The sequence below is a fragment of the Arenibacter palladensis genome, assembly GCF_900129275.1.
In the GTDB taxonomy this organism is placed as follows: Bacteria; Bacteroidota; Bacteroidia; order Flavobacteriales; family Flavobacteriaceae; genus Arenibacter; species Arenibacter palladensis.
Map to the genome: position 1 here is coordinate 268,618 of NZ_FQUX01000005.1, position 26,023 is coordinate 294,640.

Consider the following 26,023-nt stretch of genomic DNA (forward strand, 5'->3'; position numbering starts at 1 on the left):
TATTTTAACTTAAATGTTTATGTCGTTTGCTTTGCCTGTGGCACCCAAGAGATCAAACTTTTCCAGCATAAATTTTTCATATTCCCCCATATAGGTTTTCCCTGGCATTACAGGGTCAAAAAGTTCAGGGGTATCCCTAAAAAATTCCCGGTGTACCCGTGTCCATAGCAACCTAGTATCCGTAGCGATATTGATCTTGCACACCCCATAGGCGATGGATTGCACAATCTCTTCCGGGGAAACCCCTGAGGCCCCCTCCATCAATTGCCCTCCAGCCTTGTTGATCCGCTCTATTTCCTCCTTATTAACGGCAGAGCCACCATGTAACACTATAGGGAATTGGGGCAATCTACGTTGGATCTCCTCCAATATCTTAAACTGAATACCATCTCCGCCCGAAAATTTGTAAGCCCCATGGCTGGTACCTACCGCGACCGCCAAGCTATCGCATCCGGTGAGCTCCACAAAATCCTGCACCTCTGAAGGTTGGGTATATCTGGCATGTTTTTCATCTATGGAGAGATCATCTTCCACCCCACTTAACACTCCCAGTTCGGCCTCAACAAAAATGTTTTTTTTATGAGCCTCCACCACCACTGCCTTAGTTCTTTTTACATTATCATTAAAACTGTCGTGGGAAGCATCGATCATAACAGAATTATAATCGTTGGATCGTATGGCATCAAAAGCATGTTCCTCTACCCCATGATCCATGTGAACGGTATACATCGCTTTGGGAAATATTTTCGCAGCTGCATTAATCATAGCTATGAGCATTTCCGGGTTGGCATAATTCCGTGCCGCCGGTGTAATTTGCACTATAAAAGGTGCCTTGGCCTTTTCCCCCGAGCTAAAAAGCCCGAGGACCTGTTCCATGGTAAAAACATTGACAGCTGGAATGGCATACTTACCATAACAATCTTCAAATAAACTTTTGGGCGAAACTTGCATGCCAAATTTTGATATAATTATTTATAGTCTTAATATTTTATACAAATAACAATAAATAATTAAGGTTTCGAAGAATTTCGCATTAAAAGTCTATGCAAAGGTTTGCATAGTCACGGAATTATTTCACGCGAAAAATAGTACTCAATTTTCTTTTGAAGAAGCCCTTATAACAAGTTCAGGTTTAAAGACTTCCTTTCGGAAATCCAATATGACATTCTGATTTTTTAAATGACTCAATAAAATTCTGGCAGAGAGCATTCCCATACTATAGACAGGTTGCCAAACAGTAGATAAAGAGGGCGTAATAAAAGATGAATGAGGCTCATCATCGAAGCCTATGACAGAGATCTCATCAGGTATTTGCAATCCCATTTTTTTAGCGACGTGCATGGTGGAAATGGCGATTTTATCATTGTAGGCAAAAATGGCGTCCGGACGCTCCTGGAGTTCCAATAATTTTTTAGTGGCCTTTACAGCATCTTTATGGGAAAACCCCGGAACATGAACAATATAATCACTATTTATGGGAACCTTATTTTTTTCAAGAGCATCCAAATATCCCTGAAGCCTTTGTTCTGTAGTACTGAGGTTTAAAGGACCCCCTAGGTGCGCTATGTTTTTACAGCCTGTGCCAATGAGGTACTCCACAGCCTGGAATGCCCCAAAATAGTCATCCACCAACACTTTATCCGCCTCAAGCCCGGGACAGTCCCTATCAAAAACCACTACGGGAATACCGCTTTTTTGAAGCCTACGGAAATGATCAAAATTCTTGGTCTCGGATGAGGGTGCCACCAAGACCCCATCTATCTGGATCTTGGACAACCTTTTTACAATGGTCAACTCTTCCTCATAGGATTCGTTGGACAAGCAAATCATAATGTTATACTCGGAATTAACGATTACGTCCTGAATCCCGGTAATGATTGCCGAAAAAAAGTGGCCTGTAATTTCTGGCACAATCACCCCAATGGTATTGGACTTTTTCTGCAGCAGGTTCAATGCCAAAAGATTGGGCTGATAATCCAATGCTTCCGCCAGCGCCTTTACCGCATCCTTGGTCTCTTTTTTTATAGCTGGATGATCGTTCAAGGCCCTTGACACTGTAGAGGGAGCTATTTTCAGCTCTCGTGCTATGTCCTTAATGGTAACGCGCCCCTTCTTCATAATAAGTCACTAATTACAATCCTTACTTCCCTTATCATATTCACATTGATTATAAAATGTAGTCCTATGGACACCAACCTACACTAATTATAAGTACAAATTATGGAATTGAACATTAAAGACAAAGTACAACAAAATTTCTATATGGGCATTTGCAAGAGGTATCTGAAAAATACCCAGTATGGTAGATAGCAACACTATTAATTAGGCCCATTGCATCTAATTTATCATTAATCTTTAGCCAATACCAGTCCATAAAAGAATGGGGCGGACAAATATTTGTCCGCCCCAATTATTAATCCAGTCTTTTTTATTTTACTAATAACCAGGGTTCTGCTGAAGAAAACCATCAATACCTGAAGCCGCATCCACGGCACTCTGAGGTATTGGAAACAATCGCTTGTTTACATCAGAATCCGTCTTTTCAGTCCAAGAATCCTCGTATTTACCAAACCGTATTTGATCGCCCCTTCTAAAGCCTTCCCAGTACAATTCAAAACCACGCTCACGGAACATAATATCCAGATCAATTGAAGTTAAGGCCTCGGGAGTTTGATCCGGGCGCGATGTTCTAGAGGTCCTCACAAAGTTCAGATCCGTTAAGGCTCCTGCAGCATCATTCTTCCTCAATTTTGCTTCTGCGCGCATCAAGTATATTTCCCCCAAACGCATCATTACAAGATCTATGCTACTAAAATTATTGGCATTTGGAGAGGTACGGCTAAATTGATACTTGGAAACACGATATCCAGTATTGTGCAATGAACCTTCATTGGTGAAATTAATTTCTTCGGTATGATTAACATAACCTACATCCCTATCAGGTCCATTTCCTTTTATTTGTTTCACGGGATAGATCCTTACCCCACCGTCGCAAGTAAAAAACGAACCCCCGGAATCCTTTCTGGGACCCCATTGTATTCCGCGCAATATACCACGGTTCATTTCATAAGTGGCTACATCGGCACAATAATAATGATCCTCGTCATTAAGAGGAGATAGGCCGGTGAGGTCCATCAACTCTGGTGGTATCTGTTGGTTTTGCTGATAAAACCTAGCATCGGCCTCTGCGGGATCAACAGCACCATATGCTTCTACCCATGTCTGATAGAAATCTGAAGTTATCGCTGGACCATCGGTACCATCGGAACTAGGGTATTCCAATCTACCCCAAACGGATCCGGCAATTGACCAATAGGACCATCTACTTTCCTCATTATTCAGAACTCCACGTTGATCCAAGGCAAATATTAGCTCCTGATTACTATTGTTATCATCATTGAACAAGTCAAAATATTCGGGCGACAATGAAAAGTCTCCAGAATTGATAATGTTATTTGTGTACTCAATAACCTTATCCATATCTGCATCCGTAAAATTTGGTGTGCCATAAGGATCCCTGTACACAGCTGCATTTAAGTGAATTCTTGCCAATAATCCCCAGACCGCAGCTTGGGTCATACGTCCAGGTCCCTTATCCCTGTTAATGACATCTACCACGGACAACAATTCATTTTGAATATAATCTATGGCGTCCTGTGTCCGTAGTACTTCCGAAAGTTCATTGGAGGCTTCCTTTTTCAACACCATACCCCAACTATCCAGCATCAACATGTTTAGGTAAGCCCTAAGTGCCTTCATTTCGTACAAGGCACCTGCCGCTTCCGTATTACCTTCATCTGCCAAAGGCGTCAACACTTCAATAGCCGCCAATGTTCTGGAAATATTGGTAGTAAGTTCGTTCCAGCTACTAGAAATCAAATCATTGCTTGGGGTGTAGGTGTGCGAATGTGTGGCTAAAAATTTACCCCCATCAAACCAGTCGGTTCCTCCCCTGTAAGGAAGAATGGCCTCATCCGAAGCAATAAGCTGAAGTCCGTAGTAATTGGTATGTCTCCAAGTCCATGAAACATAGCCATAGGCTGGGGCAATTGCTCCACTGATTACTTCGGCCTGCGCACCCGTTAGGGTTTCATCGAACAATTCCTCTTTTAGGTCCGTACAGTTCCAGTTCAACAAGGAACAGTACACCAATATTGTAATTATGAGTTTATTTTTCATTACTAAGCATTTTTTTTATTAGAATGATACATTTAAGCCAAAAAGCAACGTTCTTGGAGAAGGATATGTAAACCGGTCTATCCCAAAAGTTTGAATCCCGTCTATGGTACTTCCGGTGTTGATCTCGGGATCAAACCCGGAATAATCGGTTACCACAAATAAGTTCTGGCCTGTTAGAGTAAATCTGACATTACTTATCAAATCTCCTAAACCAAGATTTTGAGGATTTAAGTTATACCCTAGGGTAGCATTGTTCAAGCGAAGGAAACTACCATCCTCTAAATAGCGGGTAGACACTTCATTGGAGTTGCTATTGTCCTCGTTAGGGAATTCTACTGCAAAATCTGTGGTGTTCAAATTTCTACTCAACTGTCCTTTTGAAAATAGGGACATAGCCGTGTGGTTATAGATTTTGTTGCCAGAAACCCCATTAAAGTTAAGTCCAAGGTCAAAATCTTTATAATTCAATTTAAAATAGAACGCATAGATGAAATCTGGCAGGGCACTTCCCACCACGATACGGTCATTATCCAAAATTTCCCCATCACCGTTAACATCCCTGTATTGATTTAGGCCATCGGCCCCTATGCCCAAAAACTCTTTCATATAAAAGGCACCTACAGGTTCGTTGTTCAGATAGCCATTAATGGTAGCCCCTGTTTGTCCAGCCCCTTGGGCCGCACCAGTAGTAATCACTTCAAATTGGGAATTCTCAACCTTATTATCCGTAAAACTCATATTACCTCCCAGATTAAAGGTAAAGTCCTCCGCGAGCATTATTCTATAATCCAAGGCCACTTCAACACCTGAATTTATAATTTCCATATCGGGAATATTGGTCCAGATTTTTGGAGTAGGCTGTATTGGATCTATCCTATTGGCCAGCAGTACCACATCACTGGTCACTTTGTGGAAATAATCCAAGGTGCCTGTCAACTTATTGCCGAATAGGCCAAAATCCAGTCCAATGTTGGTCTGTGTAGAAACTTCCCATTTAAGATCGGGATTGGCCGTTCGGGCGGGAACCGTACCAAAAGGATAATCATCTATTGTACTTGCATTTGGATCTAGAGGGTAGGTATCGTTGTCCGCCTTACTGTCTATATAACTTGCCAGACTCACTTTATTATCAATTCCTTCCTGGTTACCAGTTTGTCCCCAACTAGCACGGAGCTTTAAATTATTGACAACATCGCTTTCGGCCAATATATCTTCCTTACTAATATTCCAGCCCAAGGCAACGGATGGAAAATATCCATATTTGTTGTTGGCCCCAAATTTTGAAGAGCCGTCGGCACGCATCGTAGCCGTTAATAGATATTTGTCCGCATACCCATAATTTAGCCTACCAAAGAACGACTGAAGTTCATTCTTGTAGGCATAACTATTTAAGCTTGTAGGGTTCTCTTGGCTACTGATCTGATCCTGAAATTTAGGATCTATATCATTGGTCGCAAAACCTCTGAGATCAAATCGTTTTTGCTGAACATAAATTTCTTGATAGGAGTGTCCCGCTAACAAGGTAAAATTATGAACGTCTTCATTATAGGTGTAGGTCAAAGTATTCTCCACAAGGGAGTTTCTATTGTTGGTATAGTAAGAGCTAAGTGTACCCTCTACCAAACTTTCCAAAATAGGATATGGGTTTGTCTGCACATCCCTATCCGTTGCGGAGTAATCCACCCCGAGATTGGCCCTATAGGTCAACCCTTTAAAAATTTCCAATGAAGGGGCTATGTTTGCCAAGATACGGTTGCTGTTGGAAACATCACTATAAATTTGGTTACGTACAAGAGGATTTAATCTATCATCGAACAAGGTGGGCTCTCCGTTGGTATATACTGGAATTGTGGGATTTAATTGAAGCATATCTACTGTCATCCCTCCAATATCAGGCCTATCATTCACTGTTCTGGAAGCCGTTAGATTTAAATCAACATTAAATCGCCCGTCCAAGGCCTTTTGGGTAACATTGACCCTCCCGGAGTATCGTTTTAAGGAACTGGTATTAAATATCCCTTTTTGATCATCTACCCCAGTGGAGACGTAATAAGAAAATTTATCCGCTGCCCCTCCGCTCATGGAAAAGTTAACATTCTTGGAAATGGCGGTTCTTGTGAGTTCATCCTGCCAATCCGTATCGGCCCCACCATCCAATAAAACTCCTCCTACAGCAGGCACCTGTTGTTTAAATTCATCGGCGCTGAAGACATCCATTCTATTAGCCAAGGTGGCCATTGCAGTGGAAATGGATAAATTCATCTCAGATTTGCCGTCCCTTCCTTTTTTAGTAGTAATAACTATAACTCCATTGGCGGCACGTGCTCCATAAATAGCAGCTGCGGAAGCATCCTTTAACACATCCATCGAGGCTATATCCTGAGGATTGATAAAGTTTAGGGGATTGGAAGCAACACCGGTACCACTATTGTCTATAACAAAACCATCAATGACAAATAGCGGCGTGGTCCCTGATCGCAGACTCCCCAATCCACGGATAATAATGTTCTGGGATGCGCCTGGCTCCCCACTTACCGAGGTTACATTGACACCCGATACTTTACCTTGCAAAAGTTGACCGGGGTTGGCCACTACTCCTTTATTAAAATCTTCACTTTTGACGGAGGCGATAGATCCGGTTACATCAGATTTCTTTTGAACACCGTAACCTACTACAACTACCTCGTCCAACAAGGATGAGTCTTCCTGCAAGGCCACACTTACATTGGTTTGCCCGTTTAGAGGAATCTCATTGGTAGCATATCCTAAAAAAGACACCGCAAGAACTGCGTTTGCATCCGACACTTGTATGGTAAAATTACCATCAAAGTCTGTCGTTGTTCCATTCTTAGTTCCCTTTTCCAGCACTGTGGCTCCTGGCAAAGGAACATTTTGCTCATCGGACACAGTACCACTAACGGTAGTCTGTGCCCATGATGTCATGGCTGTGCTTATCGCAAAGACAAACATCAAAAATTTCAGTTTCTTCATATTTTTATGGTTTAAATTAGTTTTGTCATAACCAATTTAACACTAAATTAACGATATCGGAATTTTTAGGACTTTAAAAGCAATGCAAAGGTTTGCATTGAAGAAGTAAAGCGGAATTTTCTTACAAACCAATATACCTTAGTCAAAATTCAGTTTCCCTAGCTTAAGACAGCCTACTTTGAATCCACCTCAACTAGTATGAAGTGACCTTATAATAAATGGTTTTTTAAAATAGATTTCGCCACCTAATTTGCCTAGGAAAAAAAATAAAGTGTCCGCTGTCAATGACCTATAATTACGCTGCCGTATAATCAATGTTTGGTTATTCACGGCAAAACTATATAAATGCAAGTACGAAAATGAGGCGTTTTTATGATTTTACCTTGGCTTTACGTTTTAATAACAACGGCCTGGTATTGTTGTACAAACATTTTAAACGAGCAACATATATAGGTATAGGCAAGTCTGAATTTATACAGTAGTAGAAGGCAAACATTTTGAATTTTTACCAGTATTTAGTTCATTCTACAGTATTTACAGTGATGTTTACTAAGGAAACAGATTGGCTGCAATTTATATAAGGTAACTGGTATTCACTTTTCTGTTACGGTAACCCTAACTTAACATTGTAGCACCCTTACCTAGCAATAATGATGAGGTGTAAAGTGGCCCAAGTAAATTTTGCTCGAGCAATAGAGAAATAATTCCATGCAGTATATAGGCCAAAAAATGACTTTAAGGCTAACCGCCAAGTTTTCTAAAAGAATATATACTCCTTTTGAGCCTGTTTAAGGATAAGCCATTAAAAATCGAAAGTATAAAGCACGCCAAGGGTAAGGGTGGACCAAGTAGCACCATCCAACGCTATACCGGTATAGGAAAAATTTACTTCTGTCTGGGCTCCCATTAAGTAGCCTATTGTTGGTCTATAATATAATCCACCGTCATTGCCGTCGTTTATTCCTATAGCCTGACCAACATCTCCCCCAATTGAGAAGGAATTGGATGTCCAAAATCTAACAGAAGCGGCGAGGGGCACAAATTGAATATTAGGCAAATCCTCGGAAAAAAGGTCCCGATCATATTTTTCAGGAAAGCCATTTACGAAACCTACCATTACCCCTAGGTCTATAATTTCACTTAGACCCCAGCGATATCCAAGATCAACTCCTGCAACCAGACTAAGCTCATCTTCAAATTCATCTAATGGCAGCCCGCCATGGATTCCAATTTTCATGCCTTGTTGGCCATATAATCCTATACTTAAAAGAGCAATAACAAAGGTCGCGAGTACTTTTTTCATAAATGTTGGTTTTTATTGGTCGGTTTAAATCTAGAATCTTATCCAAACCTTAGCGAATTTTTGTTGTAAAACGTGCAAAAAAGGTTGTGGGTGTACCAATACTGTTCCACAACCAATTCCACACACATTCAAAAATTCATGTAATACCTAGTACTATCCTTTACCTCTAGTGAATCGGAAGGTATCCTGCCTTACCAATACAGTACCAAAAGACCTTCGACTGAAATAAGCAAAATATGTAAACAACATAGTATAGTATTTATACCTAATAAAGTAAAATATAATCATGTATGGGATAAAAAATATTTATTAGTGTTAAAATCATAAATTTATCATGCATTATGTATAACATAATAATATATAATTTATATATTGCCCAAAATCTAACAGTTATGATAACTCAAATACCTCGTTTTTATGAAGAATCTTAAAAAACCATTGATAACAAATGGACTCCCAACCAGGTCCATTCCAATCAAAAAAACAACCAAATCCCCCTCTTTGGTTTTAACTTTTTTTCTTTTAATGGTCTTTGGGCTTACGTTTGCCCAGCAAAAGGAAATTAATGGAACCATATCCGACGGCAGTGGACAACCTTTACCCGGAGCCAATGTCTTGGTAAAGGGCACCTCAACAGGAACCCAAAGCGACTTTGACGGCAACTATACCATTATGGCGAATACCGGTGATGTTCTGATATTCAGTTATTTGGGATTCACATCCCAATCCATTAACGTAGGCAATCAAATCACCATAAATGTTGCCCTACAGGAAGACGCCGCATTACTGGATGAAGTAGTTGTTACCGGATACGGAACCCAAACAAGGGCTACCCTTACTACCTCTGTCTCCAAATTGGACACCAAGATCCTTGAAAGTTCAACCAGATCCAATGCGGCCACCGCACTTCAGGGTACCATTGCCGGTTTAAGGGTAACCAACACTACTGGACAGCCTGGCGCCACTCCACAAATAGTTTTGCGCGGGGGTACCAATTTTGACGGTACCGGATCTCCATTAATTCTAATAGACGGCATACCAGGAAGTTTTTATGCCTTGAACTCTGACGATATCGAGTCAATCGAAGTCTTAAAAGACGCCGCGGCGACGGCCATTTACGGGGCTAGATCCGCCAATGGCGTTATTTTGGTGACGACCAAATCTGGTAAGCCCGGTAAATCCTCCATCAACTATAAATATAAATATAGTATGAATGAGGAAAGAAATGACCAAAAATATATTGGTGCGGCCGACTTTATAAATTACAACAGGCAATCGATCTCCTGGTTCAGGGAGGCCGTCAACAACCCGGGATCCTTTGGGGCTTTTTTAGATGGAGCCAACGGTATGGGAACAGGCGGCGATGCCATTAGCTCCCCTTTCACCACACAACTCCTAAATGCCGACAACCAATATTTACTAAATCAACCAGGATGGAGCAGTATCCCAGATATTTTGAATCCAAGCCAGGACATTTTGTTTTACGACAATAAGACCGTAGGCGATCGAATTTACCAAAATAGTGCCACCAAGGACCACTACCTTTCCTTTGACGGCGGAAATGAAAAAGGTTCTTACTATTTAGGATTGGGACTTTTGGACAACGATGGCTTAATTCTTGGATCGGGCTTTAAGAGGTACTCAGGAAAATTTACCGGGTCCTATAGAATTACGGACAACCTAAAGGTCAACTCCAATGTTTTATACTCCCATTCCAACCTAAGCTTAAGTCCATTAGGTGGCGATGACACTGTATTCAGAAGATTTCAGAGCCAAGCCCCAACTTCCAGGACCTATGACAACAACCCTGACGGTACCTGGTCCAACATATATGCAGTTGGACAAAACCAGAGTTTCGGTAACCCTTTATACTATCAGGATAAATTTGTTAGAAAAAATTTGGAACAACGCTTATCGGCTTCAGTGGGAATTGACTGGAATATTTTGGATAACCTGATACTCTCCGTAGACGGAAGCCATTTTACCATCAACAATCACAACGAAAGCTTTAATAGGGCCTATAGGGTAGGAAGTACAACCGGCCCTTTAAGAACGGGCAGGGAAGCCTCGGTAAGTCTGGACAGAACCTTGAGAAACCAGCTGACCGGTACTTTAAACTACATCAAGAGTTTAGGCAGCCATAACTTTAATGCCCTGATTGGGGCAGAATATTTCAAGGACAACTACTTTACCACATCTGCTGGAACTAGAAATTCCCCTACAGACCTGATAGAGACCTTGAATGCGGGAGCAGAAGCCAACGGCATACCTTCTAGCTTTGAAACTGAATATGTACTTGCCTCCGCTTTCGGAAGATTACTATATGATTATGACAACAAATACCTATTTGGGTTTACCTTCAGAAATGACGGCTCCTCTAGGCTAGGGAATAACAAGAGCGACTTTTTCCCAGGAGTTTCCTTGGGCTGGAACCTGCACAATGAGAATTTCTTTGCCAATTCCAATATAGGTAATACTATATCTAGGATAAAACCGAGAATGAGCTATGGTGTTAACGGTAATCAGGAAGTATTGAGCAATTATGGTGTATTTGGGGCCTATGGTAGCCAAGGGGTATATAACGGACAAACCGGTTATGCCAATTCGGGATTGCCTACCTTGGATCTACAATGGGAAAAGTCAACCACCCTAAATGCCGGTTTGGACATCTCCTTCTTTAACAACCGACTTTCTTTCATTACAGATGTGTACTCCAGGGACATAAAGGACAAACTAGCCAATCTTACACTACCCTACTATACTGGTTTTAGCAGTATATTGACCAACAATGGAACTATTAGAAACAAAGGTTTTGAACTTCAGGTCAATGGAGATATAATTCAGAACCAAAACCTTACTTGGAATGTTGGCGCCACTATCACTTCCAATAAAAATTACGTAGAGAAACTTCCGGAAAATGCGAACGACCTTAACAGACAGGACGGACAGTTGATCTGGAATGCCAGTACAGGGGAAGAAGAATGGGTTGGAGGCCTACAGGAAGGCCAGCGTGTTGGCAACGACCTGGTTATTGCCTATGAGCAAGAAGGTATCTATGCAAGTCAGGCCGAAGCCGATGCAGACAGTAATATTCAGGACGATTTCTTGCCGGGCGATAAAAATACACACTTTGCAGGGGATGTAAAATGGAAAGACCAAAACGGCGATGGAATCATCAACAGCTTGGACAGAAAAGTTATTGGTCGTACCACCCCAGATTTCTTGGGAGGTTTAACCACTAGCTTAAGGTACAAAAACTTTAACCTGTTCGTAAAGACCGATTTTGCCACTGGCCATTTGGTGTGGAACCATATCCGGAACAAAGGTTACGGGCAAACCCAGGGTAATTTAAATCAGCCCACAGAAGTATTGGATTCATGGACACCCACCAACACGGATACCGACTGGCCACGTTTTGTTTTTGTAAATGGGACCAAGAATGTGTGGAGAGGGAATGAAGGAGCAAACTCAGGGGATAGTTCCAGCCTTGTAAATGCAGGTAACAGCCAATTTTGGGAAAAAGGGGATTATTTGGCCCTAAGGGAAGTAACCTTCAGTTATGACGTACCCTCAGAATATTTCAATGATGTAATTAAAAGATTGAACATTTTTGTTACGGGAAGTAACCTACATTACTTCAAAAGTTTTACTGGGGAAACACCAGAATTGGGCGGTGTGCAATACGGAGCATTTCCTGTTCCAAAGACCCTTACCATTGGATTAAACCTAACTTTTTAAAATTACTACGATGAAGAAATATTTTTCTATACTATTAATAGCCTTTACATTGGGTGCTTGTGAAAGCGAGTTGGAACTCACCAGCCCAAGTGAATTGACCACAGCCGGCTTTTGGGATACAGAAGAAGGAGCTAGAACCGCCCATACGGGCCTATATGCCAATTTAAGATCTTCTGCGGATGATTTATGGCTGTTGGGTGAAATACGAAGTGATATCTGGGGAGGCCGCACCTTCGAATCCCCAAGTAACGAGTCCTTGATAAGATCGGACATCACTGTTGCTACGGCTCCCTTTGGTGGCTGGGCAGGTCTATATACCAGAATACACCGTATAAACGATTTTCTGGCCAATGCTCCTGGCGTTAGCTTTGTAAACGAGGAAGACAAAAGCCATCTCTTGGCACAGGCCTATGGCCTGAGGGCACTTTATTATTACACGCTCTTAAAGACCTGGGGAGGGGTGCCTATAATTTTGGAACCCATTGCCGATGTAGACCCTGCAAGCCTAAGCAAAGCCAGATCATCCAAAGAAGAGGTTATGGCCCAGATCAAAGCCGATATAGAAACATCCTTGAGCACCTTTGGGTCAGCCAACAATTTCTGGGAAGGCAATAGAAACTTCTGGTCCAAAGCGGCGACTTTAGCACTTAAGGGCGATGTATATATTTGGTCCGGTAATCTAATGGGAGGTGGCGCTTCAGACTTTGAGGCAGCAAAAACAGCCTTACAACAGGTTGCTTCCTTCGGGCTAGCCTTGGAGCCGAATATCTCCGATTTATGGGGTGTTGGGAATGAAGGAAATAGCGAGTTTATTTTTGCCATACAGTACAAGCAGGATGAAGCTTCCAACTTTTACAATAGCCTTACAGGAAGAAGTACGGAAATTAACCCAACTTTTAACGATAATGGTAGTTCTATGGGCGATTTTGTTATCGCCGGAGCCAACAGATATGGACAATCGGAAAAAACAATACTGTTGTTGGACGATAATGAAGACAGTCGTAAGGATGCAACTTTTATTAGATTGTATGTGGATGATAATGGTGGACTTGGATATCCAACCTATAATGAAACGGCCTACTTCGGTTCCGTATTCAATAAATTTTTAGGACAGGTTGTTGGGTCCGAGCGTATTTTTGAAAATGATGTTCCAGTGTATAGATATGCGGACGTAATCCTTTTATTGGCAGAAGCCAAAAACCTATTGGGCGAGGATCCTTCAGGAGAAATCAACCAAATCCGGGAAAGGGCATATGGAGACAATTATGTGCCTCTTATCCACGCTTACACCAACGCGTCACCAACAGAAAATACCAATGCCATCTTGGATGAGCGTTATAAGGAATTTATAGGCGAAGGGAAAAGATGGTGGGACCTAAGAAGAGCTGGTGACAGCTTTGTATTCGACAATGTGAGCTTCTTAAACCCAGGCGACGAGTTTAAATTGGTATTGCCCATTACAACTGATATGATCGGCAGAAACCCTTTGCTGGAACAAACACCAGGATATAAATAAAATATTGAGTTAGTTTAAATTGAGTTGTTTTCTGAAAAAAGGGTTCCATTTCTTTTGGAACCCTTTTTAAGCTTCATCCACAAAATCGGGATAATAAAATCAGGACTACCGATATTCACAATACGAATTATTGTGATCTGACTAAATTATTTTGGGAGAATGAAATCTTTATACGTAATTGTATTTTGTAATACATAATAAAAGTAAATATATGAACGGATTGATCGCCGCAACTTATGCGCCAATGCATAATGATTCTTCAATAAATTTGGGAATAATCTCCAAATACGGCCAATTTTTAAAAAACAATAAGGTGAAGGGTGCCTTTGTAAACGGATCAACTGGCGATTTTGTTTCCTTGACTACGGAAGAAAGAAAGGAGATTATCACTGAATGGTCAAAAAACAAACCAAACGACTTTTTTCTGGTAAACCATGTAGGGCACAACAGTTTAAAAGAAGCCAAAGACCTAGCGACACATTCTGCCGATAAGGTGGATGCCATAGCTGCTTTGGCCCCCTATTATTTTAGACTTAGCTCGTTAAAAAGTTTGCTGGAGTACTGCAAGGAAATTGCAGGCTGCGCACCGGACCTCCCTTTCTATTACTACCACATTCCGGTATTGACCGGCGCCAATTTTCTAATGCACGAATTTTTGGAATTGGCCTCCAAGGAAATACCCAACTTTGCTGGCATAAAGTTTACCAACAATAACCTAATAGACTATAAATATTGTAAGGATTTCAACAATGGCGCTTACAATATATTGTTCGGTTTTGATGAGATCTTATTAGCGAGCCTTCCTCTGGGAGCAGAGGGCTGGGTAGGTAGTACCTATAACCATTTAGCACCCTTATATCTATCGATCATAGAGGCATTCCACAACAACGACCATAAATTGGCAGCAGCACTTCAGGAAAAATCCATGAAATTCGTGGATATTCTAAATGCTAAAGGGGGCTTTAACGGGGCGGCGAAATCCTTTATGAGGGTATTGGGTGTGGATTGTGGCCCAAGTAGATTCCCTCATGTAACCCTTTCACCAAAGGAACTGGAAGAGTCTAAGACAACACTGGAAGCATTAGGGATTATGGACCATACCAGCCGTTGATTGGATTTTAATTAATAGCACTAAAAACATTCTAATAAGAATTAATGAAACCACAAAGTAGACTATACAAAGATGCTTTATTGAACACTATCATCCCGTTTTGGGAGAAGCATTCATTGGACCTTGAAAATGGAGGTTACTTTACCTGCTTGGATAGGGAAGGTAAAGTTTACGAAACCGATAAATTTATGTGGCTGCAAGGAAGACAGGCGTGGATGTTCTCTACTTTGTACAATCAGGTGGAACAAAAGGAAAATTGGTTAAAAATAGCCAAAAGTGGGGTCGATTTTATTAGGGACAAGGGAATGGATGCCCAAGGCAATGTATATTTTTCCTTAACCGCGGACGGACAACCATTGGTACAACCCTATAACATTTTTTCGGACTGTTTTGCCGCCATGGCTTTTGCCCAATATGGTATAGCGGCACAAGATCAGAAATACAAAGAACTTGCCAAAAAAACGTATTTAAACATTCTTAAGAAGAAGGATAACCCTAAGGGCATATACGAAAAAGGAACCTCCGCTAGACCGTTAAAAAGTTTTGCCCTGCCCATGATCTTGTCCAATTTGGTTTTGGAGCTGGAAGACATATTGGAACCCACTGAAGTGGAGCGGACCATAGATTTTTCGGTTCAAGAGGTTATGGAAGTTTTTTTGGATAAAAAATCAGGTTTAATCTATGAATTCGTAAAGCCCGATGGCAGCCTGGAAGACAGCTTTAACGGCCGTTTGCTAAATCCAGGTCATGGCATAGAAGCCATGTGGTTTATGATCGATATTGCCGTGAGAAGAAATGAGCAGGAGTTAGTAGATAAGGCTACTGCGACCATCATCAAAATTTTGGAATACAGCTGGGACGAAGAATTTGGCGGAATATTTTATTTTATGGATTCCAAGGGTCACCCACCCCAACAATTGGAATGGGACCAAAAATTATGGTGGGTGCATTTGGAAACTTTGGTAGCCCTTACCAAGGCCTATGAACAAACTCAAAACCCGGAAATTTACCAATGGTACACAAAAGTACACGACTATAGTTGGAATCATTTTTCAGACCAGGAACACGGGGAGTGGTTTGGGTATTTAAACCGAAGGGGAGAAGTGTTATTAAACCTCAAAGGTGGTAAATGGAAAGGATGTTTCCATGTGCCAAGAGCTATGCTCCAATGCTGGAAAACTTTTGACAGAATGGAGAATAAGAAAATAATAAAATAGAAATTATCATAAATTTACTAGACATGAAAAATACACTCATACTACTATTGTTCGTCGCCTTCGGCTGTAGTGCCCAACAAGAAACTTTTAAGATCGCCGATGGGGTAATAAACCATCAGGATCTGTTCAACACCTCCATGAATCCGGACGTATCCTGCTATCGCATCCCAGCCTTGGCCACCGCACCAAATGGGGATATTATTGCTGCCATAGATGAAAGGGTTCCTTCCTGTGGCGACCTAAAATGGAGTAAGGATATTAATATTGTGATAAGACGAAGCAGCGATAATGGCAAAACATGGTCTGCAATAGAGAAAATAGTAGATTTTCCACTAGGAAAATCGGCTTCCGATCCCTCTATGATAGTGGATGCCGTTACCAACGAAATTTTCCTGTTCTACAATTATATGGATTTGGATAATGAAAAGGACGTTTACTATTTACATGTTGTGAAAAGTGCAGATAACGGCAAGAACTGGAGCCAACCGGAAGATATTACTCCCCAAATTGCAAAGCAGGAATGGCATAGCGATTTTAAATTTATCACCTCTGGCCGTGGTATTCAGACCCGATCTGGCACACTCCTACACTGTATGGTAAATCTTAATAGTGGGTTGCATGTTTTTGGTAGCAAGGACCATGGAAAATCCTGGTTCTTTATAGATACTCCTGTGAGTCCAGCTGACGAATCCAAAATTGTAGAGCTGGCCAATGGGGATTGGATGATCAATGCCAGGGCGAATAAAGAGGGAAAAAGATATGTACATATTTCCAGTGATGAGGGAAAAAGTTGGGAAACCCGACCCGAACCTAGCTTGATAGATCCAGGATGTAATGCCAGTATTGTCCGATATACCTCTATTGAAGATGGCTATAAGAAAAACAGGTTGTTGTTCTCCAATGCTAAAAGTGAAAAAGGTCGAGTTAACATGACGGTTAGAATAAGTTATGATGAAGGCGAAACCTGGTCAGAGGGAAAAACAATTTATAAGGGAGAATCGGCTTACTCATCCATGACCATCATGGAGAACGGGGATATAGGTTTGTTTTTTGAACAGGATGATTACCAGAAAAACCCTTTCGTAAGCTTTTCGCTAAAATGGCTGACAGACGGTAAAGACAAATACAGAAAACCGAAAAATAAAAAGAAATAGATAATTAATAGTAACAAAATATTTACAAGGCCATTCCGACAATTTCATTAGATCTAAATAAATTGACATATCAAAAAATATTGGATATATTTATAACAGTTTGCCCACCAAATTAGAGTTGTGGCAATTTATTGGTTGCAAATAGAAATTAATAAACTGTACTATGTCCATTATAAAAGATTTAGCCGATTATGACCATCCTGTTTCGGACATGTTCCAACTGCCAAAATCGGCTGCGGAATGGGAGCAATACAAACTATCCGATGAACAGCTGGCCCACTTTAAGGAATTTGGGTATGTATCCGGCATAAAGCTTTTGGAAGATTGGCAGGTAGATTTGTTAAATCAGGAATTGGCGGAAATAATGGACCCGAATCATCCTGGCCATCATTTGTTCTACGAATTTCATAGTAACGAGTCCCAAGACCCAAATTCGGTTTTGTTCCATTCCCTGGGTCATTGGCGCATTGCCCCGGGCTTACATGATGTTCTATGGAACCCTGCCTTTATAATGGCAGCCCATCAATTACTGGATAACAAATCCGTTAGGTTTTGGCACGACCAATTATTTTGTAAACCGGCTCTTCATGGTGGTGTAGTAGCTTGGCATCAGGACTACTCCTATTGGACCAGGACAATAGCCATGCAACATCTTACCTGTTGGACAGGATTGGATGATGCCAATACAGAAAACGGTTGTCTCCATTATATCCCTAAAAGCCATAAATGGGGTCTTTTGGATGCCCCTTCCCTTGCCGGTGATATGGATGGACTCATGAAATATCTTAGCGAGGATCAAAAAAAAGAGTTTAAGCCCACTCCCATTGAACTCAAAAAGGGGTTCGCCACCTTTCATCATCCACTAATGGTACATGGTTCTTACGAAAATAAATCGGAAAGAAGCAGAAGGGCATTTGTCCTTAATGTATTTGCCGATGGCACAGTAAGCAATACGGACGATGAGCTCTTGGCCGGAGTTCCAAAAGTTCCAAAAGGTAATAAGATGGACGGAAAATTTTTCCCTTTGCTTTATTCCTCTTAAAACAACTAAGCTAAGGGTAGTACTACTTTTTACCGTTTTTTAGGGCATGATCAAAATGAGGTTCCAAGTGTCGGCGCATGGCACTCCTATAAGTTTCTGGGGTACCTACCCTTAAATTGTCCATTAACATTCTATGGGTAACAAATTGTCCTGAAGAATATTGGTAATCTGTTTTGTTTTTCTTGGACTCCTCTAAATACACATACTCGAAAACCGGTAATAAAAGGCTTTGAAACCTTTGTACAGTGGCATTGTTGGACATTTGATAAAGCTTGCCATGAAATGCGATTTCCCGGTCCAAAGAAAAGCGATCCTTTTCATAACTTGTTTCCTCTTCCAAAGTCACAATTCGCTCCAATTCATCCATGTCCTTTTGTGTTTTGTGCTCAAAGAGAAAATCCGCAATTCCCATTTCCATAATAAGGCGGAGTTCAAATAAATTCCTTAAAGTATCATCCCCAAGTAAAGTGGGGTCAAGGATACGTTCAAAATTATTTATGATATCGGGCTGGGTCAATATCATACCCCGATGTTTTTTGGAGTCAACAATCCCAAGTGTCCTTAAACGTAACAAAGCTTCCCGAACCACTGTTCTACTTACTCCAAAAGCTTCGGAAAATTCCAATTCCTTTGGAATAGCATCTCCCGGCTTTAAATTGTTTTCCTTAAAAAACTTTAAAATTCTAATTTCAGCCTTATCTACCAAAGACAGGTTTTCCAAAGGTTCTATTTTATTTAATGTACTCATTCTTTACGAAAATTAGAATTGCGATATAACCCTTGTTTAATTTAAAGGCGGAGGATTAATTTTTGCGTAATTTATAACAAAATTACAACTATTTCTCCTTTATTGTGTAATAATTGTTTTATGTACTACATATTGTTATAAAAAATCAAGTATATTTCAAGTTTTAATGGTAAAACATGTCTTTAATTACCTAAAAGGACATCAACAACATAAATATGAAGAGAAACCCTAGACCGTATGTATTGGCAGAAACCAATTGGAAAACAGTAAGAGAGCAGAATTATACTGTAGCAGTATTACCCTGGGGTGCCACTGAGGCACACAATTACCACTTGCCCTACGGCACCGATAACATTTTAGCCGAAAGCGCTGCCATGGCTTCGGCTAAAAAGGCCTGGTCACAAGGCGCCAAAATCATTGTTCTACCCACTATCCCTTTTGGTGTAAATACCGGACAAATGGATGTTGACCTATGTTTAAACATGAACCCAAGTACACAAATGGCCGTACTAAAAGATTTGGTGCAGGTTCTGGAAGCCAATAATATTTACAAATTGGTCATTGTAAACGGACATGGAGGTAATCATTTCAAACAAATTATCAGGGAACTGAGCATAATATATCCCGCTGTATTCGTATGCGCCCTGAATTGGTGGCAGGCTGCCAAGGCCTCTGACTTTTTTCATGAACCGGGGGATCATGCCGGGGAATTGGAAACTGCCGTTGTCATGCATTTAACCCCTAATTGGGTATTGCCCTTGGATGAAGCTGGCGATGGGGAAGCCAAAACTTTTAAAATAAAAGGACTTAAGGAGGGATGGGTTTCCGCTCAGCGTAAATGGACAGCCGTAACCAAAGATACCGGCGTAGGAAATCCAAAAATGGCCAATGCGGAAAATGGAGCTAGCTTCCATAAGGCGGTGACAGCTGCCATTGCAGAATTTTTAATGGAACTTCATCGGACAGATGTTGATGATATGTACGAGTAAATTTATTTATCCAACACTAGCAAATAGACCATAAGGTATTAAAATATAAAATGTACTTAATATGTCATACATAATACTATTATTTTAAGTATATTGCTCAATCAAGATAATTTTATCTAATATGGGGATATTTCAAAAGATTACTATTTTAATACTAGTGCTAGTAAGCACTTTACCCGTTTTTGGTCAAGATAGCCTAAAACTATCAATACTCAATTATCCAAATCTCCCGGCCGATCAAGGTCAGCAACAGGCCTTGGGCTTCGCAGGTATGTTGGGAGGTGTACATGAAGGTGTCATCATCGCTGCGGGAGGGGCCAACTTTCCCGATGCACTGCCATGGGAAGGAGGTCAAAAAAAATGGAGCAATTCTATCTATATACTCAAAGACAATACATGGAAATTATCAAACACTTCCCTACCGTTCCCATTGGCATACGGGGCATCCCTAAATCTACCCGATGGAATTCTCTGTATTGGCGGCAACAATAATGAAAAAACCAGTGATGCTGTTTTTCTTTTAAGCTACAACAAACATACGTTGGACATATCCATAATTAACTACCCTGCCTTACCAGAACCTTTGTCCAACACTGCAGCCGTTATCAACGGAGACTATATCTATGTTATTGGAGGCATAAATAACGGCAGAAGCACCAACTCCTTTTACCGACTAAATCTAATAACCAAAACTTCCTGGGAACGACTTCCAGATTTCCCAGGTCCTCCCAGAGCCCTTCACACCGCAGTAGTTCAGGAGTCCACTGAAGCAAAAAAGATATTTGTTATTGGTGGGAGGAATGAAGTTAAGGGCAAACCATCGGAAGCTCTAAGAACCTATTTATCCTATAATCTTAAAAACAACACTTGGGAAGAGGAAGGTGAAGTTATAATAGACCAAAATCCCATTGTATTGATGGGTGCTTCAGCCGAAGCGATGGGATCTATGCATATAATGATTTACGGGGGCTCTGATGAAATACTTTTCAATAAACTGGAAAAATATAGCTTACAAATTTCCCAAGAGACCAATGATTCATTACGGCAAAATTTAATGCAATCAAGAAATAAAATTCTAAATGCCCATCCCGGCTTTAGTAAAAACATATTGGCCTACAATACCATTACGAAAAAGTGGTTCATTCATGATAGTCTGGACACTAAAATACCGGTTACGGCATTGTACTATCGTAATCAGGACAATTTTGTAATCGTTTCTGGTGAAATTTCTCCGGGTATACGAACGCCTAAAGTCCAAGCGTTCCAAATTGCTGAAGCCGCACATCCCTTTGGGCTTTTAAATTATGGGGTATTGGCGGCATATCTATGCATATCCGTCCTTATAGGCCTATATTTTTCAAGAAAACAACGCTCTACTGAAGACTACTTTACCGGAGGTGGGCGTATACCCTGGTGGGCTTCGGGCCTTAGTGTTTTTGGTACCTTGTTGAGTGCAATAACCTTTATGGCCATTCCGGCCAAAGCTTTTATTACAGATTGGTCCTATTTTATGCTAAATATGACCGCCATTCTGATTACCCCTGTTATCGCCTATATATTTATTCCATATTTTGCCAAACTTCGTATATCCACAGCTTACGAGTTTCTGGAGAATAGATTTAATTATACGGCCAGGGCATTAGGTAGTCTGTCCTTTATTTTGTTTCAATTAGGGAGAATAGGTATAGTCCTGTTGCTTCCCTCATTAGCGGTATCCATAGTTACGGGAATACCAGTTGAGGCCTGTATATTATTAATGGGTATACTTTGTATAATATATACCGCTTTTGGAGGTATCGAGGCAGTAATCTGGACCGATGTAATGCAGGTAATAGTTTTAATGGGGGGCAGTGTTTTGGCAATTATCTGGATTATGCTGCATACAGAAGCCAATTTCGGTGAAATGATAGATTATGCTTCGGAAAGCAATAAGTTCAACATTATGAACATGGAACTCAATTTTACCGACTCCACTTTTTGGGTAGTATTTATTGGAGGATTGGCTTCTGCTTTGGTCACCCAAGGTACGGACCAAACGATTGTTCAGCGATATTTAACCAGTAGAAATATCAAGGATTCACAGAAAACAGTTTACACCAACGCCATTATGACCCTACCGGCAACCATAATATTCTTCGGTATTGGAACCTTGCTATTTATATTCTATTCGGAGATGCCCGATCGCTTATCCCCATCCATTACCAACAACGACTCCATTTTTCCGTGGTACATTGTTAAAGAACTTCCAATAGGGGTCTCCGGACTGCTTGTGGCAGGAATTTTTTCAGCGGCAATGTCCAGCATCAGTAGTAGCCTAAATTCCGTTTCCACTGCATTCTGCAGTGACTTTTACCAGCACTTCCGTCCTGAAATAGCAGATTTGCGCCTTTTACGAATTGCAAGGTTGGCTACCATAACCACAGGAATTTTAGGGGTGTTGTTTGCATTGTGGATGGCGAGTTCCAACATAAAATCCTTATGGGATGAATTTTACAGGTACCTAGGTCTTTTTACAGGTGGCCTTGGAGGAATGTTCCTTTTGGGCATGTTGACAAAAAAAGCAAATGCCAAAGGCACGCTGATCGGATTTGTGTTCAGTGGGGCCTTAATATACTATGTTAGTAACTATACCACTATAAACTTTTTAATGTACGCCTTTTTTGGATTGGTATCCTGTTTTGTTTTTGGATATGTATTTAGTCTGATTTTTAAGAACAAAAAACAGAATGGACCCCAAATCTAAAGCTTATTAGCTTGCCAATACCTATATTTTTGCTAATTCAATTTGGACGATGAGGTAAGCCATGAACCAAGGCCAACCTATTTGGAAGCGTATTCCAATTCCGGCATAAAGGGGTCGTTTTCCCTTTTCAGTTTCCATCGTCTATGGCTCCACAACCACAACTCAGGGGCACTAATAATGGCCTGTTCCAATTGTTGGGCATATTTTTCCAATATCTCAAAATTGTCCCTTATTTGGGGGTGATCTTCAATGATTCGAAACTCCAATTCGTAATAACCTCTCCTGAGTTTTTTGAAAAATGGAAATAAGACTACCTGATCTGTCTTCTTGGCTATCTTATCGGCACCTATAAAAAAAGCGGTTTCCTGATTTAGAAAATTATACCAGTATTTGGAACTCTTTTTAGTTGGACTTTGGTCGCCGATCATGCAATTTAAGGTAAGTATTTTCCTTTGATGATTATCTATTATGGTCCTAAATCCCTTGTCCGATTCCACACAATTTACACCAAAACGTTCCCGCATATTTTTGAACAACTCATCAAAATACTTGTTTTTAATAGGCTTGTAAAATGTATTGGAACTATAGGGAAACATTAAAGGCAAAAAAACCAACCACTCCCAATTGCCTTGATGCCCTGTGTACATGAGAATACTTCGTTGGTCATTTACATACTCTTGGATCAACTCCGGATTCTTGATCAGCAAGCGTTTTTTAATTTCCTTCTCCCCTATCGTCAACCTTTTAAACGATTCCAAAACAATATCACAGAAATGTCTATAAAAATCTTTGGCAATCTGCCCAATCTCCTCTTCACTCTTGGAGGGAAATGAGTTTCTAAGGTTATTGAACACCACCTTTTTCCGATACCCCACTAACCGGTATACCAAAAAATACATCATATCCGAGAGAACATAAAGCACCCCCATTGGTAATATGGAAACCGTATAAAATGGCAGAAATTTTAATTTTGATAGGTACTTCATCCCAATCAGTCTTATGTTCCCCAAATAAATCCGCATCAATTATGATTCAATGCAATGGCAATATGCAAAAATAAAAATACTTCTCCCTAATCATAAAAAATGTAACGGTAAGAATTTGTTAATATATTTAAAATATCAAATAATTTATTGATTTTAAGTTAATTAACTACAAATTTCGATAAGTAAGGTAACATAAATGCTTATATACATCCTTAAAAATGACCAATATCATTTACCTAGGTTTTTCAATTTCCTAACTTTAAGGTTGTAGGTATAAAAATTGCAATAACCGACCATTATTTATCCATTACCTGCATTTGGTACTTCCAAATAAGTCAATAAATATTGGGAGATCCTATACCTCAAGGTTCATGTATTATATATAAAACACAAAATTATGAGTGCTGCAATTAATAAAAAAAGAATGATGGAGTGGTTGGATCCAAGTGAAATGCACGAGGCCAGCCTGCAATGGATGTCCGAATTAAAATTCATAAGGGACGAACAGCTGTTCTTGAACGATTTGGTAAAATCATACACTTTACAATTAACAGATTCGACCGTGTTCAACGAAAGTAAGGAAATCATAGGTGCCATAACAAATGCCGAAAAGGAAATAATTGTGCTTATGAAAAAAGTACAGGCCCATGAGAACCAATTGGAAATTATGTTAGATGAAATAGACCAATTGAAAATGGAAAAAGCCTATACCGAAACCCATTGGGAACTAAATTCAGAAATATCCCAATATACCCTTCACTATAGGGAACTTAAATCGCGCCTTTTTAAACTGGTATCCAAGGTGATGAAAAAGGACAAAGGAAATAGGTTGCTGAACTGAGTTCCGATCGAACATAAAGCGCCAATTATTTTTGTTATCCCATAGTCTGGCTATTATAGCTTGGGTCTTATTTTCGTTTGACTCAATGACTATCCTTCCCACCATTCCCAAACTTTGTTAAAACCCCCGTAATAGTAAGTTTTAACAAAGTTTGGGAGTGTTTTGCAATTTATTTAAGAAGTTTTGGAGCAACCTTTGTAGAGATAAAATATCTAAGTAAAAAAATCGTTGATAGTTAATCTAATTGTTAGATAAATTGAAATCATTATATGTCATGGAAATAGTAGCCCCAATCGTAAAGCTTATAGACAATAACCCCTTCATCTCTATTGTGTTTTGTCTACTTATAGCCTTAGCGCTAATTACCTACAAAATAGTTAAAAGAAGGACCTATTAAATTACTAAAGGGGAAGAATGCTTTATGCACTTCCCCTTTCTATAACAAAATATTTTTACAACGCTAAAAAGTCCCCCTTAACCCAATAGTGCCAGGTCCAACTTGAAGTTTCCAGCTAATCCTATCCTTGGAAAATTCCTTAGGATACCTCTCCTTCTCCAGATACCTATCAATAGAATCGACCACCACAACACTTACTGCTATACTCAGCGCTACATCGGTCAACCAATGTGCTCCGCTCCATAGTCTGCTTACCGGGGAAAGCAGCCCCAAAGTATAAAATCCGCCTTTGGCCCAAGGATTTTCAAACTGTTTACCAATGGCATAGAAGGTAGTGAATGCCAATATGGTGTGGCCGGACGGAAAACTGTGATAGGCAGCCTCCTTACTAAATGGTTCAAAACTTGCTTTTCCTACATTGGCAATGGGCCTGGCCCTCCCCACTAAAGTTTTACTCACGGTCTGTATCAATCCGACCGTAGTGGCCGATGAAATTAAGAGCACCCCTGTTTTTCTCCAATCTTCATTCTTCGTTAAAAGACCTATTAAATACACTCCCCCGTTTATGGAATAGTTGTACAATGGTTTTCCGAGATAATAGCCCGTTTCCTTAAGCACTCCTGGCACGTCCTCTTCCTGACCCTGAAACCAATTGGAACTTTCCTCGTCAAAAGTAAATAAGGCGACTGTACCCAATACTATGCCGCCTGCCGTTAAAAAATCCTTTTTCCCCCAATGAAATGGTCTGGAGTAAGCATATTTTAATCCCCCAAAGGCACTTGCCCCATCATATCCCAACGTTTGCCATGTTGTTAGCGTGTCCTTAACACGGGATTGCCCCTCCAATTTAGGAATACACAAGAATAGGACTAAACAAAAACCAATTACTTTCACTTTTACCGCCATCAGAACTCGATCTTAACCTTAGCCAAAAATAACCAATTATGGTTTTATTTGTAAACATTATCGTATTCCAGTATATAAAAGGCAAATAATAGCGGAAACTGCCACCCTTAAAGGTTCATACAGGCAAATTAAACATTCAGCCCCTCATCATTACTTATCCAA

General features: G+C 40.4%; 17 protein-coding genes. 9 read left to right on the plus strand and 8 right to left on the minus strand.

All coding sequences use genetic code 11. The features are described from left to right. Nucleotides 1-9: 9 nt before the first annotated feature. From BUA60_RS15220 to BUA60_RS15240, 5 genes are all read right to left on the minus strand, one after another. Nucleotides 10-951, minus strand: a complete 942-nt coding sequence (locus BUA60_RS15220) for a class II fructose-bisphosphate aldolase (protein ID WP_072863124.1) — start codon at nt 949-951, stop codon at nt 10-12. Nucleotides 952-1,092: 141 nt separating this feature from the next. Further along, nucleotides 1,093-2,118 carry a LacI family DNA-binding transcriptional regulator gene (locus BUA60_RS15225; protein WP_072863126.1) on the minus strand — a complete coding sequence of 342 codons (1,026 nt, stop codon included), beginning with the start codon at nt 2,116-2,118 and terminating at the stop codon, nt 1,093-1,095. A gap of 318 nt (nt 2,119-2,436) precedes the next feature. Next, entirely contained in the window at nt 2,437-4,179 is a 1,743-nt protein-coding gene (locus BUA60_RS15230; protein WP_072863128.1) for a RagB/SusD family nutrient uptake outer membrane protein, read from the minus strand. Nucleotides 4,180-4,197: 18 nt separating this feature from the next. Continuing rightward, nucleotides 4,198-7,170, minus strand: a complete 2,973-nt coding sequence (locus tag BUA60_RS15235) for a SusC/RagA family TonB-linked outer membrane protein (RefSeq protein WP_072863130.1) — start codon at nt 7,168-7,170, stop codon at nt 4,198-4,200. Nucleotides 7,171-7,972: 802 nt separating this feature from the next. Further along, nucleotides 7,973-8,473, minus strand: coding sequence for a hypothetical protein (locus BUA60_RS15240; RefSeq protein ID WP_072863132.1), 501 nt, complete (start codon nt 8,471-8,473; stop codon nt 7,973-7,975). Between the two features lie 417 nt (nt 8,474-8,890). On the opposite strand from BUA60_RS15240, the gene BUA60_RS15245 reads away from it, so the two are divergent. The 6 genes from BUA60_RS15245 to BUA60_RS15270 all read left to right on the plus strand — a co-directional run bounded on the left by BUA60_RS15245 (nt 8,891) and on the right by BUA60_RS15270 (nt 18,251). After that, nucleotides 8,891-12,211 (plus strand): SusC/RagA family TonB-linked outer membrane protein, encoded by a 3,321-nt coding sequence (locus tag BUA60_RS15245; RefSeq protein ID WP_084532616.1) that lies wholly within the window; start codon nt 8,891-8,893, stop codon nt 12,209-12,211. A 10-nt stretch (nt 12,212-12,221) separates the two neighbouring features. Beyond that, on the plus strand, nt 12,222-13,727 hold the full coding sequence (locus BUA60_RS15250) for a RagB/SusD family nutrient uptake outer membrane protein (RefSeq protein ID WP_072863134.1): 1,506 nt from the start codon (nt 12,222-12,224) through the stop codon (nt 13,725-13,727). 211 nt (nt 13,728-13,938) lie between these two features. Continuing rightward, nucleotides 13,939-14,838 carry a dihydrodipicolinate synthase family protein gene (locus BUA60_RS15255; RefSeq protein WP_072863136.1) on the plus strand — a complete coding sequence of 300 codons (900 nt, stop codon included), beginning with the start codon at nt 13,939-13,941 and terminating at the stop codon, nt 14,836-14,838. Nucleotides 14,839-14,882: 44 nt separating this feature from the next. Next, on the plus strand, nt 14,883-16,055 hold the full coding sequence (locus BUA60_RS15260; protein ID WP_072863138.1) for a n-acyl-d-glucosamine 2-epimerase: 1,173 nt from the start codon (nt 14,883-14,885) through the stop codon (nt 16,053-16,055). Between the two features lie 23 nt (nt 16,056-16,078). Further along, entirely contained in the window at nt 16,079-17,209 is a 1,131-nt protein-coding gene (locus tag BUA60_RS15265) for a sialidase family protein (protein WP_072863139.1), read from the plus strand. Nucleotides 17,210-17,372: 163 nt separating this feature from the next. Next, nucleotides 17,373-18,251 carry a phytanoyl-CoA dioxygenase family protein gene (locus BUA60_RS15270; RefSeq protein ID WP_072863141.1) on the plus strand — a complete coding sequence of 293 codons (879 nt, stop codon included), beginning with the start codon at nt 17,373-17,375 and terminating at the stop codon, nt 18,249-18,251. Between the two features lie 22 nt (nt 18,252-18,273). On the opposite strand, the gene BUA60_RS15275 is transcribed toward BUA60_RS15270, so the two are convergent. Next, on the minus strand, nt 18,274-18,999 hold the full coding sequence (locus BUA60_RS15275; protein WP_072863143.1) for a FadR/GntR family transcriptional regulator: 726 nt from the start codon (nt 18,997-18,999) through the stop codon (nt 18,274-18,276). Between the two features lie 215 nt (nt 19,000-19,214). Here BUA60_RS15275 and BUA60_RS15280 point away from each other — a divergent pair, with 215 nt between their 5' ends. Together BUA60_RS15280 and BUA60_RS15285 are read left to right on the plus strand one after the other, a co-directional pair. Beyond that, on the plus strand, nt 19,215-19,988 hold the full coding sequence (locus tag BUA60_RS15280) for a creatininase family protein (RefSeq protein WP_072863145.1): 774 nt from the start codon (nt 19,215-19,217) through the stop codon (nt 19,986-19,988). A gap of 121 nt (nt 19,989-20,109) precedes the next feature. After that, the gene (locus tag BUA60_RS15285) at nt 20,110-22,731 is read left to right on the plus strand and encodes a sodium:solute symporter family protein (RefSeq protein ID WP_072863147.1); all 2,622 of its coding nucleotides are present in this window, start codon (nt 20,110-20,112) and stop codon (nt 22,729-22,731) included. A gap of 77 nt (nt 22,732-22,808) precedes the next feature. On the opposite strand, the gene BUA60_RS15290 is transcribed toward BUA60_RS15285, so the two are convergent. Further along, a complete protein-coding gene (locus BUA60_RS15290; RefSeq protein ID WP_178347009.1) occupies nt 22,809-23,717 on the minus strand; it encodes a lysophospholipid acyltransferase family protein in 909 nt (302 codons plus the stop codon). Between the two features lie 397 nt (nt 23,718-24,114). Here BUA60_RS15290 and BUA60_RS15295 point away from each other — a divergent pair, with 397 nt between their 5' ends. Then, nucleotides 24,115-24,558 carry a hypothetical protein gene (locus BUA60_RS15295; protein WP_072863149.1) on the plus strand — a complete coding sequence of 148 codons (444 nt, stop codon included), beginning with the start codon at nt 24,115-24,117 and terminating at the stop codon, nt 24,556-24,558. 460 nt (nt 24,559-25,018) lie between these two features. Here BUA60_RS15295 and BUA60_RS15300 read toward each other — a convergent pair whose 3' ends face one another. Further along, the gene (locus BUA60_RS15300; protein WP_072863151.1) at nt 25,019-25,861 is read right to left on the minus strand and encodes a phosphatase PAP2 family protein; all 843 of its coding nucleotides are present in this window, start codon (nt 25,859-25,861) and stop codon (nt 25,019-25,021) included. Between the last annotated feature and the right edge of the window lie 162 nt (nt 25,862-26,023).

What these genes read in the sequence shown, in the direction of transcription:
- BUA60_RS15220 (WP_072863124.1), bottom strand. Translation starts at nt 951, where the DNA reads ATGCAAGTTTCGCCCAAAAGTTTATTTGAAGATTGTTATGGTAAGTAT.
- BUA60_RS15225 (WP_072863126.1), bottom strand. Translation starts at nt 2,118, where the DNA reads ATGAAGAAGGGGCGCGTTACCATTAAGGACATAGCACGAGAGCTGAAA.
- BUA60_RS15230 (WP_072863128.1), bottom strand. Translation starts at nt 4,179, where the DNA reads ATGAAAAATAAACTCATAATTACAATATTGGTGTACTGTTCCTTGTTG.
- BUA60_RS15235 (WP_072863130.1), bottom strand. Translation starts at nt 7,170, where the DNA reads ATGAAGAAACTGAAATTTTTGATGTTTGTCTTTGCGATAAGCACAGCC.
- BUA60_RS15240 (WP_072863132.1), bottom strand. Translation starts at nt 8,473, where the DNA reads ATGAAAAAAGTACTCGCGACCTTTGTTATTGCTCTTTTAAGTATAGGA.
- BUA60_RS15245 (WP_084532616.1), top strand. Translation starts at nt 8,891, where the DNA reads ATGAAGAATCTTAAAAAACCATTGATAACAAATGGACTCCCAACCAGG.
- BUA60_RS15250 (WP_072863134.1), top strand. Translation starts at nt 12,222, where the DNA reads ATGAAGAAATATTTTTCTATACTATTAATAGCCTTTACATTGGGTGCT.
- BUA60_RS15255 (WP_072863136.1), top strand. Translation starts at nt 13,939, where the DNA reads ATGAACGGATTGATCGCCGCAACTTATGCGCCAATGCATAATGATTCT.
- BUA60_RS15260 (WP_072863138.1), top strand. Translation starts at nt 14,883, where the DNA reads ATGAAACCACAAAGTAGACTATACAAAGATGCTTTATTGAACACTATC.
- BUA60_RS15265 (WP_072863139.1), top strand. Translation starts at nt 16,079, where the DNA reads ATGAAAAATACACTCATACTACTATTGTTCGTCGCCTTCGGCTGTAGT.
- BUA60_RS15270 (WP_072863141.1), top strand. Translation starts at nt 17,373, where the DNA reads ATGTCCATTATAAAAGATTTAGCCGATTATGACCATCCTGTTTCGGAC.
- BUA60_RS15275 (WP_072863143.1), bottom strand. Translation starts at nt 18,999, where the DNA reads ATGAGTACATTAAATAAAATAGAACCTTTGGAAAACCTGTCTTTGGTA.
- BUA60_RS15280 (WP_072863145.1), top strand. Translation starts at nt 19,215, where the DNA reads ATGAAGAGAAACCCTAGACCGTATGTATTGGCAGAAACCAATTGGAAA.
- BUA60_RS15285 (WP_072863147.1), top strand. Translation starts at nt 20,110, where the DNA reads ATGGGGATATTTCAAAAGATTACTATTTTAATACTAGTGCTAGTAAGC.
- BUA60_RS15290 (WP_178347009.1), bottom strand. Translation starts at nt 23,717, where the DNA reads ATGAAGTACCTATCAAAATTAAAATTTCTGCCATTTTATACGGTTTCC.
- BUA60_RS15295 (WP_072863149.1), top strand. Translation starts at nt 24,115, where the DNA reads ATGAGTGCTGCAATTAATAAAAAAAGAATGATGGAGTGGTTGGATCCA.
- BUA60_RS15300 (WP_072863151.1), bottom strand. Translation starts at nt 25,861, where the DNA reads ATGGCGGTAAAAGTGAAAGTAATTGGTTTTTGTTTAGTCCTATTCTTG.